The organism is Paenibacillus tarimensis, assembly GCF_021532315.1.
GTDB classification, from domain to species: Bacteria; Bacillota; Bacilli; order Paenibacillales; family Paenibacillaceae; genus Paenibacillus_I; species Paenibacillus_I tarimensis.
This window is the reverse complement of sequence record NZ_JAKGAO010000012.1, coordinates 65,013-82,486: the sequence shown is the minus strand read 5'-3', so window position 1 is coordinate 82,486 and position 17,474 is coordinate 65,013. Positions and strand designations below refer to the sequence as shown.

Annotated in this window: 20 protein-coding genes and 1 riboswitch; of the genes, 14 read left to right on the top strand and 6 right to left on the bottom strand. The window is 51.3% G+C overall.

Annotated features, from left to right (window positions below):
* Positions 1-6: 6 nt before the first annotated feature.
* The 4 genes from L1N82_RS13540 to L1N82_RS13525 all read left to right on the top strand — a co-directional run bounded on the left by L1N82_RS13540 (position 7) and on the right by L1N82_RS13525 (position 3,428).
* Positions 7-1,011, top strand: a complete 1,005-nt coding sequence (locus L1N82_RS13540; RefSeq protein WP_235287969.1) for an ABC transporter permease — start codon at positions 7-9, stop codon at positions 1,009-1,011.
* Positions 1,012-1,075: 64 nt separating this feature from the next.
* Positions 1,076-1,870 carry an ABC transporter permease gene (locus tag L1N82_RS13535; RefSeq protein ID WP_407946757.1) on the top strand — a complete coding sequence of 265 codons (795 nt, stop codon included), beginning with the start codon at positions 1,076-1,078 and terminating at the stop codon, positions 1,868-1,870.
* 42 nt (positions 1,871-1,912) lie between these two features.
* Positions 1,913-2,839, top strand: coding sequence for an ATP-binding cassette domain-containing protein (locus L1N82_RS13530; RefSeq protein ID WP_235287968.1), 927 nt, complete (start codon positions 1,913-1,915; stop codon positions 2,837-2,839).
* Positions 2,829-3,428, top strand: coding sequence for an ABC transporter ATP-binding protein (locus tag L1N82_RS13525; RefSeq protein ID WP_235287967.1), 600 nt, complete (start codon positions 2,829-2,831; stop codon positions 3,426-3,428). The genes L1N82_RS13530 and L1N82_RS13525 overlap by 11 nt, the downstream gene beginning before the upstream one ends.
* 58 nt (positions 3,429-3,486) lie before the next feature.
* Here the strand turns inward: L1N82_RS13525 and L1N82_RS13520 are convergent, their stop codons facing one another.
* On the bottom strand, positions 3,487-3,984 hold the full coding sequence (locus tag L1N82_RS13520; protein WP_235287966.1) for a hypothetical protein: 498 nt from the start codon (positions 3,982-3,984) through the stop codon (positions 3,487-3,489).
* 192 nt (positions 3,985-4,176) lie between these two features.
* Between L1N82_RS13520 and L1N82_RS13515 the strand changes: the two genes are divergently transcribed.
* Entirely contained in the window at positions 4,177-5,220 is a 1,044-nt protein-coding gene (locus tag L1N82_RS13515) for a M42 family metallopeptidase (RefSeq protein WP_235288220.1), read from the top strand.
* A 71-nt stretch (positions 5,221-5,291) separates the two neighbouring features.
* Here the strand turns inward: L1N82_RS13515 and L1N82_RS13510 are convergent, their stop codons facing one another.
* The 3 genes from L1N82_RS13510 to L1N82_RS13500 form a co-directional block, all read right to left on the bottom strand.
* On the bottom strand, positions 5,292-5,450 hold the full coding sequence (locus tag L1N82_RS13510; protein WP_235287965.1) for a hypothetical protein: 159 nt from the start codon (positions 5,448-5,450) through the stop codon (positions 5,292-5,294).
* Between the two features lie 45 nt (positions 5,451-5,495).
* On the bottom strand, positions 5,496-6,500 hold the full coding sequence (locus L1N82_RS13505) for a hypothetical protein (protein ID WP_235287964.1): 1,005 nt from the start codon (positions 6,498-6,500) through the stop codon (positions 5,496-5,498).
* 91 nt (positions 6,501-6,591) lie between these two features.
* A complete protein-coding gene (locus L1N82_RS13500) occupies positions 6,592-7,704 on the bottom strand; it encodes a copper amine oxidase N-terminal domain-containing protein (protein WP_235287963.1) in 1,113 nt (370 codons plus the stop codon).
* A 234-nt stretch (positions 7,705-7,938) separates the two neighbouring features.
* Here L1N82_RS13500 and L1N82_RS13495 point away from each other — a divergent pair, with 234 nt between their 5' ends.
* From L1N82_RS13495 to L1N82_RS13480, 4 genes are all read left to right on the top strand, one after another.
* Positions 7,939-8,502, top strand: coding sequence for a GNAT family N-acetyltransferase (locus L1N82_RS13495; RefSeq protein ID WP_235287962.1), 564 nt, complete (start codon positions 7,939-7,941; stop codon positions 8,500-8,502).
* Positions 8,503-8,550: 48 nt separating this feature from the next.
* Complete coding sequence (locus tag L1N82_RS13490) at positions 8,551-8,919, top strand: cupin domain-containing protein (protein WP_235287961.1); 369 nt, start codon at positions 8,551-8,553, stop codon at positions 8,917-8,919.
* A gap of 144 nt (positions 8,920-9,063) precedes the next feature.
* Positions 9,064-9,195 carry an ACT domain-containing protein gene (locus L1N82_RS13485; RefSeq protein ID WP_268821979.1) on the top strand — a complete coding sequence of 44 codons (132 nt, stop codon included), beginning with the start codon at positions 9,064-9,066 and terminating at the stop codon, positions 9,193-9,195.
* An 83-nt stretch (positions 9,196-9,278) separates the two neighbouring features.
* Complete coding sequence (locus L1N82_RS13480; RefSeq protein ID WP_235287960.1) at positions 9,279-9,647, top strand: thioredoxin family protein; 369 nt, start codon at positions 9,279-9,281, stop codon at positions 9,645-9,647.
* A gap of 115 nt (positions 9,648-9,762) precedes the next feature.
* Here the strand turns inward: L1N82_RS13480 and L1N82_RS13475 are convergent, their stop codons facing one another.
* Both L1N82_RS13475 and L1N82_RS13470 read right to left on the bottom strand, forming a co-directional pair.
* Positions 9,763-11,097, bottom strand: coding sequence for a voltage-gated chloride channel family protein (locus L1N82_RS13475; protein ID WP_407946753.1), 1,335 nt, complete (start codon positions 11,095-11,097; stop codon positions 9,763-9,765).
* Positions 11,098-11,176: 79 nt separating this feature from the next.
* Positions 11,177-11,237, bottom strand: a riboswitch (Fluoride riboswitch).
* 58 nt (positions 11,238-11,295) lie between these two features.
* Positions 11,296-11,889 (bottom strand): YitT family protein, encoded by a 594-nt coding sequence (locus tag L1N82_RS13470; RefSeq protein WP_235287958.1) that lies wholly within the window; start codon positions 11,887-11,889, stop codon positions 11,296-11,298.
* A 180-nt stretch (positions 11,890-12,069) separates the two neighbouring features.
* On the opposite strand from L1N82_RS13470, the gene L1N82_RS13465 reads away from it, so the two are divergent.
* The 5 genes from L1N82_RS13465 (at position 12,070) to L1N82_RS13445 (ending at position 17,463) form a co-directional block, all read left to right on the top strand.
* On the top strand, positions 12,070-12,999 hold the full coding sequence (locus L1N82_RS13465) for a DUF2167 domain-containing protein (RefSeq protein ID WP_235287956.1): 930 nt from the start codon (positions 12,070-12,072) through the stop codon (positions 12,997-12,999).
* Positions 13,000-13,175: 176 nt separating this feature from the next.
* Positions 13,176-14,408 carry an aminopeptidase gene (locus tag L1N82_RS13460; protein ID WP_235287954.1) on the top strand — a complete coding sequence of 411 codons (1,233 nt, stop codon included), beginning with the start codon at positions 13,176-13,178 and terminating at the stop codon, positions 14,406-14,408.
* 33 nt (positions 14,409-14,441) lie between these two features.
* The gene (locus L1N82_RS13455) at positions 14,442-15,422 is read left to right on the top strand and encodes a ring-cleaving dioxygenase (protein WP_235287952.1); all 981 of its coding nucleotides are present in this window, start codon (positions 14,442-14,444) and stop codon (positions 15,420-15,422) included.
* Between the two features lie 183 nt (positions 15,423-15,605).
* Complete coding sequence (locus L1N82_RS13450; protein WP_235287951.1) at positions 15,606-16,121, top strand: hypothetical protein; 516 nt, start codon at positions 15,606-15,608, stop codon at positions 16,119-16,121.
* 304 nt (positions 16,122-16,425) lie between these two features.
* Positions 16,426-17,463 carry a S1C family serine protease gene (locus tag L1N82_RS13445; RefSeq protein WP_235287949.1) on the top strand — a complete coding sequence of 346 codons (1,038 nt, stop codon included), beginning with the start codon at positions 16,426-16,428 and terminating at the stop codon, positions 17,461-17,463.
* Positions 17,464-17,474 lie beyond the last annotated feature (11 nt).

Here is a 17,474-nt window from a genome sequence, read left to right as displayed (position 1 = left end):
TTGGGGATGGGTGCGCCGGGATGGCTTAAATATGCGTGCGGTAAATTGATTCGTCTTGCATCTTTGCTGGCAGCGGTCAGTATTATAACTTTTGCCCTCATCAGCTGGTCTCCAATCGATCCTGTGCAGGCTTACATAGGCGCTGATATGATGAAGGTAGGAGCCGAACAGCGGGAGGAAATAGCCGCTTATTGGGGGCTTGACCAGCCGCCCGTGGAACGTTTTCTCAGGTGGGCTGGCGCTATTATGCAGGGTGACTTCGGCAATTCTATGATCTATAGAGAGCCGGTAGTAGAGGTGATCGGCCAGCGCTTCTGGTACTCTCTTACACTAATGGCTGCTGCATGGCTGCTATCAGGGCTGTTCGGCTTTGCGGCAGGCAGTGCGGCTGCCATGAACAGGGGAGGGCGGCTGGACCGGTCCATTCAATGGGTGTGCCACACCCTCGCATCGACACCGTCATTCTGGCTCGGACTCCTGCTGCTGATGGTGTTTGCAGTCTGGTTAGGCTGGCTTCCTGCCGGGCTTGGTGTTCCGGCCGGTGTTGCTGCGGAGCATATCACAATCGCTGACCGCATCCGGCATATGCTGCTGCCGGCAGCTGCATTAAGTATCACAGGTATCTCAGCGGTCGCGCTGCATACCCGGCAGAAGCTGATTAATGTCCTGGATAGTGATTATATACTGTACGCGAGAGCGAAGGGAGAACGGGGCTGGCAGCTGTACCGCAATCATGGGCTGCGCAATATTGCGCTGCCGGCGATGTCCCTGCAGCTGGCATCCATTAGTGAGTTGTTCGGCGGGGCAGTACTGGCTGAACAGGTATTTACTTACCCCGGTTTAGGTCAGGCCACTGTACAAGCGGGACTGCGAGGGGATGTTCCCTTATTAATGGGGCTGGTGCTGTTCAGCACTCTCTTCGTCTTTGCCGGCAACACGGCAGCTGATGTCCTGTACCGGCTGGTTGATCCCAGAATGAGGGGGTATGAGCATGACTCGCGTATCGTTTGATGCTTCTGCCCGGGTTCATACACAGTCAGCTGCGTATACAACCGATTACAAACGACACAGTTTAATGATTCTGCTCTCAGCGGCTGTCCTGCTCCTGGTGATGTTGATTGCAGGCTGGCTGACAGACCCGGCTGCCATGACAGTGCAGCTTGAGAACCGAAATCTTCAACCATCTCTCCAACACCTGTTTGGGACAGACTGGCTGGGCAGAGATATGTTTGCCCGAACGATGAAGGGGCTGCTCCTTAGCATCCAGACGGGTTTAACAGGGGCGGTATGCAGTGCGATGATAGCTGCTGTTCTTGGTATATCCGCGGCGCTTCTCGGTCGCCAGGCGGATCGCTTCATTTCGTGGCTCATGGACCTGTTCCTGAGCGTTCCGCATCTGGTTGCCCTAATCTTGACCGCTTTTGTATGCGGGGGAGGCATGAAGGGGATCGTGATTGGCATTGCACTGACCCACTGGCCGGCGCTGGCCAGGCTGATTCGTGCGGAGGCTATGCAGCTGATGACAGCCCAGTATGTGCTTGTCTCCCGGCGTCTCGGGCGTTCGCTGTTCTGGATTGCCGGGCGGCACTTGCTGCCGCATCTGCTGCCGCAGCTTGTGGTTGGCGGACTTCTGCTGTTCCCGCATGCTATTCTGCACGAGGCGGCTATTACCTTCATTGGGCTGGGACTGCCGCCTCATCAGCCGGCTGTCGGTATTATCCTGTCCGAGTCCATGCGTTATCTCTCATCAGGCATGTGGTGGCTTGCTGTATTACCCGGCGCTGCCTTGCTGGTGGCCGTTCGTATCTTCGATGTGCTTGGCAGCCATACGCAGCGGCTGCTTGACCCCCAGCAATATGAACGGCTTTAGCATCGGTATAAACGTACAACTTTTTTCGAGGAGGTGAAGCGAATGAATATACTACAGGCCGAGAACTTATCCATATCATTTACACGGTATACCGGCTGGCTGCGCAGAGAAGTAATTATGCCGGTACGCCAGCTTGATCTTACGCTCGAAGCCGGCGAGATCACTGCTGTTGTTGGTGCCAGCGGATCAGGGAAAAGTCTGCTTGCACATGCCATTCTCGGCATTTTGCCGGTTAATGCGAAGGTAGGGGGCAGCATCCGCTATAGAGGGGAGATATTGACCCCCGCCAAGCAGGCAAGGCTTCGAGGAGAGGATATCATACTGGTTCCGCAGTCGGTTACTTACCTGGATCCCCTTATGAGGTCTGGAACTCAGGTTCGCTTGGCTGCCCGTAGTAGTGATCCCCTTAAGCTGCAGCGGGAAGCATTCCGGCGGTACAGACTGGAGCGTGAAGTCGAGCTTATGTATCCACACCAGTTGTCGGGCGGCATGGCAAGGCGGATAATGGCAGCCTCTGCGTTCGTAAGCGGTGCCAGACTGATCATTGCCGATGAGCCTACCCCTGGCATGCAGGCTGAGGATGTGGCTGAGACGATGAGATGGTTTCGGGAGCTTGCCGATCAAGGACATGCCGTTCTGCTGATAACACATGACTTGGAGTCAGCAGTCACGGGAGCGGACAAGATAGCAGTTATGAATGCCGGTATGACGGTTGAATGGCTGCCGGCCTCCCATTTCAGCGGCAGGGGAGAGATGATCCGACATCCATACAGCAGGGCGCTCTGGAATTCCCTTCCGGCTAATAACTTTAGTCTGCCCCAGGCTTCCTTCAGAAAGGTTAGCGGCGGCCAGGAAGGCCCAGGCTGCCCGCTAGCGGCTTGTTGTGAACTGGCAACTGCGAGATGCCGGGAGGAGCTGCCCGGCATGCGTGAAGTCATGAAAGGATGGGTGAGATGCCATGCTTCTTGAAGGTAAAGGCTTATCTTACCGCTATGGGCGAAACGGTGCATGGCTGCTGCGCGGGCGGGAGATTGCGGTCAGCCGGGGAGAGGTTGTAGGTCTCCAAGGCCCTAGCGGCTCAGGCAAGACAACACTAGCCCGCATCTTGGCAGGGTACCTGCAGCCCCACGAGGGTACCGTCACTCTGGACGGGAGATCGGTCCGGACAGCACGCGGGTACCATCCCGTTCAGATGGTCTTCCAGCATCCCGAGCAAGCGGTAAATCCGCGATGGCGTATGCGGCGGACCATTCAAGAAGGCTGGCAGCCTGATTGGCTAACTTTGCAAAGTCTCGGTATAGAGGAGAAGTGGCTGGACCGTGTACCTGCAGAACTCTCGGGCGGTGAACTGCAGCGCTGCTGTATAGCTAGAGCTCTCGGCCCAGAAACCAAATACCTGATAGCAGATGAGATGACAGCTATGCTTGATGCCGTAACCCAAGTCCAAATCTGGCATGCCATGCTTGAGCTTGCCCGGGAAAGAAATATTGGCATGCTCATCATCAGTCATGACCCGGGTTTGCTCAAACGGATATGCCACAGGATCGAGCCGATGTAAACGGGAACCGGACTTTTGCTGCCCGGCATATGATGGATAACGCCCTCCTGCATATAAATTATGAAGGCGGGCGATGAATCGGCTCAGATCTCTGATTATATCTTCTGTCGAGCATTGCTTTCAGCAGGAAGCCGAAGCCCACTCCGAGAAAAGCGGCGGCCATTGGCAGCCAGACTGGGCCCAGAAGGATGTTCATGAACCGGAAACGATCGGAATAGAACATACCGGTTGTACCAAAGAAAGCACAGAATACAAAAGGGAAGGCGGCATAAGGGGAGGTTCTTCCGCCTCCGGCATCCTTGAATCCGTCCCAGATTGCAAACATATAGACACAAGGGTAGAACAAGAGCCATTGGTAATTGGTGTGTCTCACGGCAGCAAGCGTGTCTCCTTGAAAGCTGTCCATGATGATGGTATTTAAATTCGATCCCAAATTAATGACAAATTCCAGGATAATAAGGGTTACTCCCTTGAGATACTGCCTATTAAGCAGCTGACCAAAACCTGGAAGGGCAATAGACCACAATAATGCTTCAACAGGCGACGTCTTTTTCATCTTGAGCTGTTCTCTTCATAAGAGTAATGTCCTCCGCTGGTTTTTCTTATAGGGTACCCCGTGAACTCCCGCTTATTCCACTTATTATACAAAGTTTGCTAATTATTTCCACAAACGTTTTGCAGCTAGCTGTCGTCCGTGGCATAATGGATGGTAATAAGACAAGATGGAGGCCAATCAATGACATCATCCATGAATCCCGATATTAATTCATCCTATACGCTAGACACCCTGCAGAAGCTGCTGGGAACACCAAGTCCAACCGGCTTCTGCATGCAGATCATGAAGCTGCTGGCACAAGAAGCGGAGAAGCTGGGTTATGCTATGGAATTCACGCCGAAGGGAAACGGTATGATTACCATACCCGGCGATGGTCAGAGCAATAAGGGAGCGCTTGGTATAACAGCTCACGTGGATACGCTAGGCGCTATGGTACGGTCGGTCAAGTCAAACGGTGCTCTGCGATTTACGCCTGTCGGCGGATACAGTATGCACTCGGTTGAGAATGAATATTGTCTTATTCATACACGCAGCGGCAGGACGTATGAAGGAACCGTTCTTAGCACGAAGCCATCTGTCCATGTGTACACGGACGCAAGGGATTTGAAGCGTGAGGAAGAGAATATGGAAATCCGGCTGGATGAATGGGTTACCAGCAAGGAAGAAACGGAGCAGCTAGGTATTTCTGCCGGAGATTTTATCTCTTGGGATCCGCGAACAAGGGTGCTGGACAATGGCCTGATTAAATCCCGCCATCTCGATGATAAGGCAAGTGTTGCAGCCCTGTTTGGGTTGCTGGAGTGGCTAAAACGTGCAAACTTCAAGCCGGATCGCACGATCCGGTTCCTCTTCTCGACCTATGAAGAAGTCGGGCATGGCAGTGCCAGTATCCCGGGAGATATTACGGAATTCATCGCTGTAGACATGGGTGCGATCGGCGATGATCTAACAACTACTGAGAAGGATGTCTCCATATGTGCGAAGGACTCCTCAGGACCTTACGATTACGAGATGACCGGCAGGCTGATTGAACTCGCGAAGCGAGAGCATATTCCATACGCAGTAGATATCTACCCGCGCTACAGCTCGGACGCATCCGCTGCCTTAAGCGGAGGGAGCAATATTCGAGCGGCTCTACTGGGTCCGGGGGTTCATGCATCACACAGTATGGAGCGGACCCATCTCGACGCTGTTGTGAACACTGCTAAGCTGTTAGCGGTCTATATAATGAATTAATGCAGAACGGCAGACCTGCCACCCTTTACGGATAGATAAGGTCTGCCGTCTTTTTTATTACATCCAGCTGACTAGAATTGGCATGATCCCGGATAGCCATCCTGCTCAGCAGCCTGTTTGGGGTCCTTCAGTTTCTCGTCTGCCTGCATTTTTGCAACGACTTTCGGCTGTGATTGGCGAGCCTTCGGACCATTGTTGGAGGAGCCCTTTACAGCATCTTTTATCTCCACGGTAAGTGCCTCCTTTAGTTAATGGATTATTGGATGATGATAGGTTTAATGCACCGTTTCATTCTCAAAAGCGATCTCGTCCACCCGCTCATTCCTGTACATAAGCGATAGGTTAAGACCATCGTAATCCTTCTCCTTGTCCAGCTCCCTCATAAGCAGGGAGGCGATTAACTCTGCATCCTCTATAGTCCGGCTGTCCTGAAAATCTATATATCCGGTAAGCATCCGGCGTTCGATATCGACCGTTGCCGTACCGATCGGGAGGCCGCCTGCGCTTTGCTTGTATATTTCGTAAGTCAGGATGTCGCCATCATCGCGTGCAAGGATAACGCTGTAGTCTTCCTCGGCGTCGTCACCAATCAGTTCGACAGGAGTTTCAATCAGGTCCTCATGGGTCAGCTCGAACGTGTCGATTAGTTGATCCTCGTAGTAATGCTCAAAGGTGAAGGAATCAACTTCGTTGTCGTCAAAATCAGAGATCAGCAGCTCGGTGATTAGCTCGATTTCTTCATCGTCTGGCTGATAAACCCAGCGAATCCGGCCGCTGACGTCAAGCCCGGGTCTGATGAAGGCCTCAGCCGCCCAGTTTCCGTCAGCGTCGTAAACATGGTATTCCACTTCATGATTGTTCTCTCGCACGACCACGAGATCATATTCCGCTTCTGCTTCTGCCCATATTTCTTCACCAGCTTCATCATCAACAATATCCAGAATCTGAATTTGTTCCTCCTGCTCCGCTGGCTCAAGGGCGAACTCCGTCTCGGGTGCGGTGGTCACAATCTTATCATAGCTGCTGTAAGTCACTATGACATCGCACTCACGTGCGCTTATGGCATGAATATAGGATTGGATATACTGCTGCAGATAGTCGATCAGGCGATCCTTATCGGAATTATTCAGGGACTCCTGCTCCAGCTGGATAGAGCCAGCGACACGGTCGCCTTCACGGTACAATAGTGTCAGACTTCCCGCGTAACGCCCGCCAATCATGATATCGTTAATTTCGCCGCCTGATGTCTTCATATCCGGTCTCAGCTCGATGCTCTGCATGACGATCGCCTCCTAATGGTCTGTAGACACCAGCATTAGGTTGCCCGGTCGGCTATCGGTTTATTGCCTTAACTGCTGGTAATAAACGGGATTACATGCGGATAAAGAAGCCGATGAGTTCCTTGGATTCCGGATTGATCACTACGGTCAGCGGCCCGATAAGAGCATCCATCTCTGTACGATAGGTAGCCGCAACAACCTTCACGCCTTCTGCAGCAAGCTTGGCGAGAATCTCCTTCTGCTTGTCGTCTGCTGCCATAATTGATGCATCTCCTGCTGCAATTAGCCTGATTTCGGCTTCTCCACGCTTCGTTATCAGTTGATTCTTATCTGTATCGGGCACATAAGACCATGCTAATTCCTGATACTCTGCTTCTGTGCTTTGCTCCAGCGTATCGTCCAGGACAACAATCAGGTGAGCTGGACTTTGCGGCGGGATACTCTTCGTCATGGCCGGTCCATAATAAGAACGTACTTTGATTCCCGGCTTAAGCTGTGTCCATGGAACATCCCGGCCTTCCCGGTCAACGAGCATCGTTTCCTTCCCGGCATTGAGAACAAGAGCCGGCTTCGAAGCATCCCCGTTCTGTTCTGCCAACTGAATCCTCCAGCCGTCACCAGCATGATTGTCCACAGAAGCAACAACATTCTCTTGTACATGCCGCTGGGTGCCGATCTGAACGGCGGCGGCATGCGACTGTCCAGGATAGCTCATTGCGATGATTGGACCATATTCGGCGGTGATCTGCGTGCCTTCTTTCAGGCTGCTCCAATCTGCCTGGTTGCCCTCTAAATCAGTGAGCCAGGTATTCTTATCAATAGTAAGAAACATCCAGTTATTCGGGCCGTGTCCCAGAACCTCAAGCCGCACCGAATCCCCTTTGGTTTCCGAATTGACGATAATTCCGTTCATCTGAAGCATAGCCTCAGCTTCATCCTCCTCCTGCTTATTCAATTCAATCTCGCTTCCCTTCCAGTGGACTTCATAGCCCATTGTTGACGCGGCTTCTCTGACAGGAAGATAAGCTCTGCCATCGATATAGACAGGATGTAAGGACGTATCGGCTCCGTTAATTTTGACGAGTACATCCCCGCGAAGCAGACCGTTCACATGCTCAGTCATGTCACGGGCGCTTAATACAGGAGTTGCCGCTAGAACACCAGCAGTTGTGAGGGCTATTAGCCATTTTTTCTTGTTTATCATGTAAGACCATCTCCCTAAACATTGTTGTAGACGGCTTCATAGACGGAGCAGGCTTGGGAAAGGTTGCAAGGGGGATATCCACGGTCCTGATCGCATTAGTGCACCAGCATGGATATTATGGAACAAATTGTTGGTTCCATTCGTCTAAAAGAGACAGTCTTCGAAAATTAAACTTGACGGACAACGTTCGTGTATATGATTATTAAAAAATTAAGCTGAGGGCGAGGGGATTCAATGCTTAGCTGCAAAATAAATGATGATCTGGAGTTAAAGCTTCTGGAAAACAGGCATGCTGAAGAAATGTTCTTGTTGGTGGATTCCAACAGGAGCCGGTTAAGAGAGTGGCTGCCGTGGCTTGATGGCACCGTATCTGTTGAACAGAGCAGGGAATTCATCCGTATGTCTCTGAAGACCTTTGCCGAGAACCATGGCCTATATCTGGGGATATTCCAGCAAAGCAGGCTGGCAGGCTGTGTTTCGTTGAACCATATTGATTGGTCCAACCGGAAGACGACGATCGGCTATTGGCTAAGTGAGGATTATGTGGGCAGAGGGACTATGACAGCTGCCTGCCGGACATTAATTGATTATGTGTTTAATGAGCTGCTGCTAAACCGGGTAGAAATCCGGGCAGCCGTCCGGAACGTGAAGAGCAGAGCAATCCCTGAGCGGCTTGGCTTTGTCCAGGAAGGGATCGTCAGACAGGCAGAGTGGCTTTACGATCATTACGTGGATCATGTGGTTTACGGCATGCTGAGGGAAGATTGGCAACCGGGCGGCGCATCTTCGGCTGACTGAAGCGTCAGACCCCAGTATGCTATATACATAGAAGAAGGAAGGATATAGATGAAAGTTTTTCGGTATGATGAACGAGTCGGCAAGAAAGTGGAGCATTTCGGAAGCAGGGAGATGCGGATTACACCGGTTATCAAGATGCTTGACAAGCAGGTTAGCGTGTTCCAGACGGGATGCGTATACCTTGGTCCCGGCGGAAGGATCGGCGGACATGAGGCTGCTGTCCCTCAACTGTTTCTAGTGGTAAACGGGGAGGGCTGGGTAAGCGCCGCGGATGAAGATCGGAGGCTTGTGACTACCGGGCAGGCTGTATACTGGGCGCCTGGCGAATGGCATGAAGTCACGACGGAGCAAGGGCTTACCGCTATTATTATGGAGTCGGACCAATTAGAACCAAGCGGCTTTCTTGTGGAAATCTAAAAAGACATGAAGGGAGCAGGATCCGCACAGTGGACAAGAAGCCACGCAAAGCAGACAATTTACAAGATGTTATTACAGTTGAACTAGCACAACAGCTGATGATAAGCTCTTGGTCCATACGCACCAGCACGAAACGGACGGCCGCTGGCCGAGCAGAAGATCAGTATCTTCGCAGTATCCACCTTTGATACCGATTATCTGCTTGTTAAATCTGACCGGTTAGTTGAGGCCTCGGAAGCGCTTATCAGAGAAGGGCATGCAATTGTAAAATTATAAGGGAAATGTCCCTCATCCGTTTGTTGGTTAGACAACAGCCCAGCGGTTATATAGCAGATGAGTAAGAGAAAGGATGACAGCAGATGTCAAGCAGTCGTAGTGAGGGGATGCTTGAGGCGTTGGAGGAACTGAGGGAAGCGGAGCTGCTTGAGTCTGACGTTCCTTCTATCGAGCGCTACCGCAAGCAAGCGGTATTGTTTATTAGTGAGCTGTGCGGAACTTGCCGGGTAGCGGAGAAGATGGTGCAGGTAGCTGTAGCAAGCGGCCTGCGGCTGCCAGTCCGGAAAATGGGAATTGCCTTTGCTCCCGTATTGCGTCAGCGATGGCAAATCGCAAGCGTACCTTGCCTGGTCATGCTTGAGAACGGCAGTCCGGTTGACAGGCTGTACGCTATGGGATCAGTCGATCATATATATATCATGTTAAAAAGGTTTGAGCAGGCAGGCAGCTGAGCAGGCGTATTCCGGTAAACGGATCAATGATATAAAAAAGCGGTGTAGCACAGGCTTTCTGCCTTGCTTATCCCGCTTTTTTTGCTTTGGTTGAAGATTAAATGATCTCACAAGGTCAAGGTCGTTTGTCAGCACTCTTCTGCGGTATACGAATCGAGCCGAGGCTGGCATTCTGGTGAGGAGCAAATAATCTGGATTTAGCAGTGCCGACCCGCTGGGACGTATAGATGCCGGTGTGCCCCGAGAACAGGTAGCTAATTATGCAGGCGAGGAAAAGATAGACAGCGCCCTCTGATCCGAACAGCTCTATACCCATTATGAAGCACGCAATTGGTGTGTTGGTCGCGCCGCAGAAAACGGCCACAAATCCGAGCGCCGCGAGAAAAGGCACTGAAACGGCGAGAATATCAGCCAGCGCACTGCCAAGGGTGGAGCCGATCACGAACAGCGGTGTTACTTCGCCGCCTTGAAAGCCTGCTCCAAGTGTTACGGCTGTGAACAATGTCTTCAACAGGAAGACAAGGGGGGACATGGAATCCTCGAAGGATTGCTGAATCAGCGGAATGCCAAGTCCGAGATAAGCCCTGCTGCCAGTCAGGTAGACAAGAGCAATAACGATGAGGCCTCCGGCAAAGCTTTTGATGACAGGATTTTTAAACCACCTGGCATACAGCTGTTTGAGAACGTGTGTAAGCTCGCTGAACAACAGACCGGCCAATCCGAACAGGATGGATGCGAAGACAACCTTACCTACAAGCAGAGGGCTCAAAGGAGGGATATCTCCAATCATGTAATGGATATGACCAATGCCCCAGGCCGAGGCTACCAGATGGCCAACAAAGCTGGCAGCAAAGCAAGGGAGAATCGCTTCATAGCTGACAAGACCGAATGCAAGCACCTCTAAGGCGAATAGGGTTCCGGCCAGCGGTGTCCCGAAGATGGAGCCGAATCCGCCGCTGATTCCGCACATAAGAATGATTTTCCGGTCGAGGGGAGTAAGCTTCAGCAGCCGGCCGAACCAGTCAGCCAGGCTGCCGCCCATTTGAACTGCGGTGCCTTCACGCCCGGCAGACCCTCCGAACAGATGTGTGGTTAGTGTGCCTAGCAGTACTAGCGGCGCCATACGAAATGGAATAGCTCCGCTGCCGCCATGAATCTGGTCAAGAATCAGGTTATTGCCTTTGGCAGAGTCTTTCCCGAATTTCATATACAGGAAGCTTATTCCAGCTCCTCCAAGCGGCAGCAGCCATAACAGCCACGGGTTTGCCATGCGTGTATTCGTAACCAGGTCCAGACCGGCCAAGAATAGTGCGGAAGCGGAACCGGTCAACACCCCCACTAAACCTCCAATCAAGGTCCACTTGAACAATGCCCCAAGCAGTGCAACATGCATTCGCTTATTTGCTGCCTTCAGCAGCCTCACCTTCCGTGCTTGCGAGTACTTTCCCATTAAGCTCTCTCCCTTTACCCGTTACGACAACAACAGATCGCATATAAAGAGACTCCTACCAACGAAGCGCTCGGGCTTACGGCTGGTAGGAGTCATCGGCACTAAGATGGTTAAAGGCGAACTCCATCGCCCAATCAGTTAAATTTTATCATAAAGGAAAGGACAGGGAGCGTCAACGGCTGTTACATAGTTATACATCTAGTCAGTGACAGGGGAGTGGTGCTGGGTATGGTTATGAGTAAGCAGAAGGGTAATAAACCCGACTCCCGTGATCGTGATTAGCGATAACAGGAATTGTTTTTCCGTCATGATGAAGTAACCCGCACCGATGATGAGGACATCGAGGAAAAATATGACGATGCCGACGTTAATGCGGACGATACGGCTGACCAGGTGAGCGATCAGGTCGATGCCGTCGGTTGTAATGCTGTGCCTGAGCATAATGCCGACTCCCATTCCGATCATAATTCCGCCAATAATCGCGCTGGCAAGCGGATGCAGAGGGAGCTTGTAGGGGATCAGATGCACGGCATCGATAAGCAGGGCGGTGATCAAGGCGCTGATAATGTTATAGATGACCAGCCGTCTGCGGTACCACCAAGCGACTGCATAGATCGGGATGCTGATAACGAGCATGGCCGCACCGGCATTCACATGGAGCAGGTACTTCAGCAGCAGCCCCACGCCGATCAGACCGCCTTCGGTGATGTGGTAAGGCAGAATGAACAGATTGATGGCCAATGCAATCAATAGTCCACCGAGGGTCATAATCCATAGTTTTTGAACGATCATCTGTATCCTCCAAGTATCTTGTCTCTGTGCCATTCTATGCTTGTACGTCAGGAAATATGGCATGGAAGGAGCCTGTCTTTAATGAAAATTTAGGAAGAATAATGAACAATTCTATTGATTAATTCCTTCTCTATACCGATAATCCTAATGTATGAAACAAATTCCAAAAGGAGCTTATGAATGAAACAGACAACAAGGAAAGCTAACATCGGTCTGGCATTGCTGCTGATGCTGACCGTCCTGCTTGCACCAGCTAATGCCTATGCAGAGCAGCCAGATTTTGAATGGGTGGAAGGAAGCGGCCAAACCGTACAGCTCGGTGATAAAGCGACCATTGTCGTTCCAGAAGGTTACGTATTCCTGGATGGTCCTAATACCATTGCATACGAAGAGTACTACGGTATGATCCCTAGTGACAAGGAGATCGGTGCTGTGATTCCTAACTCAGAAGATGAGGACTGGATCGTATACTTCGAATATGAAGATTCAGGTCATATTGAAGACGCAGATCAGCAGGAGATTGACGCCGATGCGCTGCTGGAGAGCTATACGGAAGGACAGAAGGAAGCAAATAAAGAGATGGATGAGTCTAACTGGCTGTTCGTCGACGGCTGGGATGTCGAGCCCTTCTACGACACGGAGCTTCACAGTCTGAAGTGGTCTCTCCTCCTGCATGATAACAGTAACAACAAGCTTGTGAATTATAATATGAGGCTGCTTACCCGCGAAGGCTACATATCCGCGATTCTCGTTTCTTCACCTGAAACGCTTGAAAAGGACCGTCAAACCTTCGAACGTGATATCCTTGCCAGCTATTCGGTAAATGAGGGTCACCGTTACAGTGACTACAATCCCGAGACAGATAAAAAGGCTGACTACGGTCTTGCCGGATTGATCCTGGGCGGAGCAGGACTGGCTGTAGCCAAAAAAGCGGGTCTTCTCGCCGTTATACTGGTGTTTGTCAAGAAATTCTGGTTTATCGGTATAGCTGTTATAGCTGGCTTGTTCAAGTTGTTCAAACGCAAGAAGAAGGACGAGCCGACGTCAACTAACGGCGATATGACGGTACAGCCTAGCGAGGATACGAACCGTAATAATCATTTGTCTTAATCTAACGGTTGTTTCACCAATAAAGATAAATACAAGCCCTGTACGCCAATCTGGCGCGCAGGGCTTGTATCTGTGCTGGGCGGCAGCCCGAAATTTTGCTTTCGGGTTTGTTTTCCCATAAAATGATGAGATAATAACAAAAATATAGATGTTTGCCCGATGGAGGAGTGTAAGTAATGACAGACTTTCAAACCAAACTTGCCCGTTACGCTGAACTGATTGTGAGGACGGGAATCAATATTCAGCCAGGCCAGACGCTTGTAATTAATGCTGCATTGGATTCAGCCGAGCTGGTCCGGCTCGCAGTCAAGAAGGCTTATGAAGCGGGGGCGTATCTCGTAAAGGTGAACTGGTCGGATGACGTGGTATCGCGCCTGCGCTATGATATGGCCGCTGACGAATCTTTCCTGGAAGAACCCAAATGGTATGCGGGAGAAATGCTGGAGCTGGTGGAAAATAACGCAGCGGTTCTTCATATTGTGTCGGCTAACCCCGATCTGCTTGCCGGCGTGCCGCAGGAGCGGATTATGAATTACCAGAAGACATATGGCAAGGCCATGTCGAAATACCGCCAATATGTTCAGTCCGATAAATTCAGCTGGTCGATAGCAGCTGCACCTTCAGCTGCCTGGGCGGCCAAGGTATTTCCGGATGTACCTGAGCAGGAACGCATCAGCCGGATGTGGGAAGCTATTTTCAAGGCGGTGCGTGTGGATCAAGAGGATCCGGTTGCAGCTTGGCAGGAGCATATCCGTAACCTTAACGCCAAGTCCGATTATCTGAATGCGAAGAAGTACAACAAGCTGCATTACATAGCGCCTGGGACAGACCTTACCATTGAGCTGCCTGAAGGGCATATTTGGGTAGCGGCGGACAGCATTAGCGAGAAGGGCACTGCGTTTGTTGCCAACATGCCGACAGAAGAAGTGTTTACGGCACCATCTGCCGCAGGCGTTAACGGCAAGGTAACCTCAACGAAGCCGCTCAGCTACGGCGGAACGCTTATTGACAAGTTTACCCTGACGTTCGAGAACGGGCGTGTAACCGAAGCTACGGCTGAGCAGGGAGAGGAAACGCTGAAGGGGCTTCTGGCAATGGATGAAGGCTCGGCCCGTCTTGGCGAGATTGCGCTTGTGCCGCACCGCTCTCCGATCTCCGAATCGAATATCTTGTACTATAACACGCTTTATGATGAGAATGCCTCCAATCACCTGGCACTTGGAAGCGCGTATGCTTTCTGCCTGGAAGGCGGCAAGGGGATGTCACAGGAGCAGCTTCGCGAGCGGGGGCTGAATACGAGCATCACGCATGTTGATTTCATGATTGGATCTGGTGAGATGGATATCTACGGGATTACGGCTGACGGCAGCAAAGAAGCTGTCTTCCTAAAGGGAGAATGGGCATTCTAATAAGAAAATTAATCCATAAAGGAGCGCTTGCATATGGAACTTAAACCTCTCAAGGGGCAGCATCATGTCTCCGCCATCACGGCTTCAGCTGAGAAAAACTATACGTTCTACACGCAAACGCTTGGAATGAGACTGGTTAAGAAGACCGTAAACCAGGATGATACCTCAGTTTATCATCTCTTCTACGCTGACGAACGGGGAAATCCGGGTACGGATCTGACCTTTTTTGAAATTCCGCGTGCCGGCTCAACTGTTCCGGGTACCGATAGTATTACTATAACTTCACTGCGAGTGAAGGATGATTCGTCCTTGGAGTACTGGAAGCAGCGATTAGAAGAATGCGGTGTTGAGCATGACGGGATATCGGATGTTAACGGACGCCGGGCATTGGCATTCCGGGATTTCGAGGGGCAGCGGTTGATGCTCGTGTCCGATGAGCATAACGAGGGTGTTGCCGGCGGCCGGCCATGGGAGAAGAGCCCGGTGCCAGTCCGGCACGGCATTCTTGGTCTTGGGCCTGTCTTCTTGACCGTGTCCAGACCGGAACGCACAGCTAGGACACTGGTAGATGTTATGGGCTACCGCGAGCTTGAATCATTCGAAGGGGAAGAAGGTCTGCCAATACGCGTGTTCACAACAGGTGAAGGCGGTACAGGTGCTGAAGTCTATCTGGTCGAGCGTGCAGATTTGTCCCGGGAGCGTCCGGGCAGAGGCAGTGTTCACCACGTTGCCTTCCGGGTTGAAAATGAAGAAGAGCTCCGCAAATGGGTGGATCATATCTCAGCCAGCGGGCTTCCCAATTCGGGTTTTGTAGAACGATATTACTTCCGATCCCTATACTTCCGCGAGCCTAACGGTATTTTGTTTGAGCTGGCAACTGACGGCCCCGGTTTTGAGGGGGACGAGGATTTCGAGCATTTGGGGGAAGGGTTGGCCTTGCCTCCTTATTTTGAACCGCACAGAGAAGCAATAGAAGCAAATCTAAAGCCGCTGCATACAAACCAGCGCTCCTAACCCCATTGAAAGTAACGACATGCAGTTCGAAGAGATCGCTCCGAGGGAAGCCAGACGTTATACTTCGTTTCCTTGGACTTAGCGATCTCTTTGTTTTGTTCATTTGCGAAACATGGTAATATAGCTGGTGAAGCGCTCCAGTCGGCCCAGACGGGTCAAGGGCTGCATATGAGGAGGCAACTTATGGAGAAGATAGCTGAATTCATTATATATCTAAACCGCAGCCAGACAAGGCGGGGGACGTTCCAACAGCTGGATGAAGATATCTGGTACAATTATTCGGCTGAAGAGAAGTGGTGCCGTTACCGTAAGGCAGAGAAAGAACAGCTGCAGCTGGAGGTTGTAGAGGTATGGGGAGACGGCTTCGTAACCTTGGTTGAGGTCACGATTCCTGCGGGCCGCCAGAATATCCGCCGGCTGATTGCTGAGCTAGGCGAAGACGACTGCGTGGACGGGGAGCTGACAGACGCCTTTCAATGGAAGACTGAGGGTACGACTCTGCATCCTACGGACAGCGAGCCTGTAATCATTGAGAAGCTGTGTATCGAGCTTGGCAAAACAACCTCCAAACGGATTTACCGCAGTAAGAAGGAGCTTGCTGACATTCTCTCCGGCTGGAATATCGATATCGTTCGGGTAATGGGCGAGGGGGAAATGACATTGAAGGAATGGCTGAGTTATGGCAGGACTGAGGAATAGCTTCTTTTTTCTAATATGATACTCAAGAGCTTGCGGTGGACTGCAGGCTTTTTGTCATGGAAGCGACGTTGTTTTCGGAGACTTGCCGAACAGCTGCAGCTGCATGTCTGCGCTTCCCAGCCGCTTGTTTCGCTGCGGTTTTCTGCTGTCTGCACATCCTCCATTCCCTACATTTTCAGCTTACATTCAGGGAACATTTAGGCTGGTATAAGGTTCGTCTCAGTCTGCGTTCAGGTTAGCAGCCTATAATTCTATTAACGACGAATAAGAATGATAGGGTTTATCAGGAATGGAGGGACAGACGATGAATGAGAACGATAAATTACAGGAGACTGTAATAACCTTGAATCCGGCTGCCAGCGAGGGAACGGTGCTTGAAGGTGAAGTTGTATCCATTAATCCTGAGGGCGGGAGGTCACAGGGCAGAGCCCGAAGAGGAACGGCGATCAAGCTGTTTGCCGCATTTGTGGCAGGAACACTGACTATAGGCGGCTTTACCTACACTGCAGACAGGAATAATTGGTTTACTGGTGTCTCCGCTGATACCGCGGGCATGATCGCAAGCATGAATGGGTCCGAACAGGTTCAGCCAGTGTCATACAGCCTTTCCGCCACGCCAACAGTTGCCGAAATCGTTGCAGCGGCAAATCCGGCAGTCGTCAGAATTGGAACGAAGGTGCAAGCTCAGTCGGTTTCACCATATTGGCAGAATGACGGGTACTCCAGCCGTTCACGAGGTCAAGGGGGCAGATGGCAGCAGGGATGGAGTCAAGGAGAGACGGCCGGCGAGCTGCAGGATAGCGGTACTGGAACGGGCTTTCTATTTGACCAATCCGGTTATATATTGACTAATGAGCATGTTATTAATGGCGCTGACGTCATTGAAGTATCGGTCCAGGGGTATGATGAGCCGTTCATCGCCAAGCTGGTTGGGAGCCGGTATGATCTTGATCTCGCAGTGTTGAAGATCGAAGGGGATACCCGTTTTCCGGCATTATCTATGGGGAATTCGGATGAGACGGCTCCTGGGGACTGGCTCATCGCCATCGGCAACCCTTATGATCTCGACTATACCGTTACGACTGGTATTTTGAGCGCGAAGGAACGCTCCTTTACGATTGAAGATGAACAGGGCACAAGAAATTATGAGCATTTGTTTCAGACGGATACAGCGATTAATCCAGGCAATTCCGGCGGACCTCTGCTTAATATGAAGGGGGAGGTAATCGGTATCAATACGGCGGTAAGTGCGGATGCTCAGGGAATAGGCTTTGCAATCCCGGTATCGACCGTGAAGTCGGTGCTGAGTGAAATGATGAAAGGAACAGGGGAGACAATATAGGATGGATATGC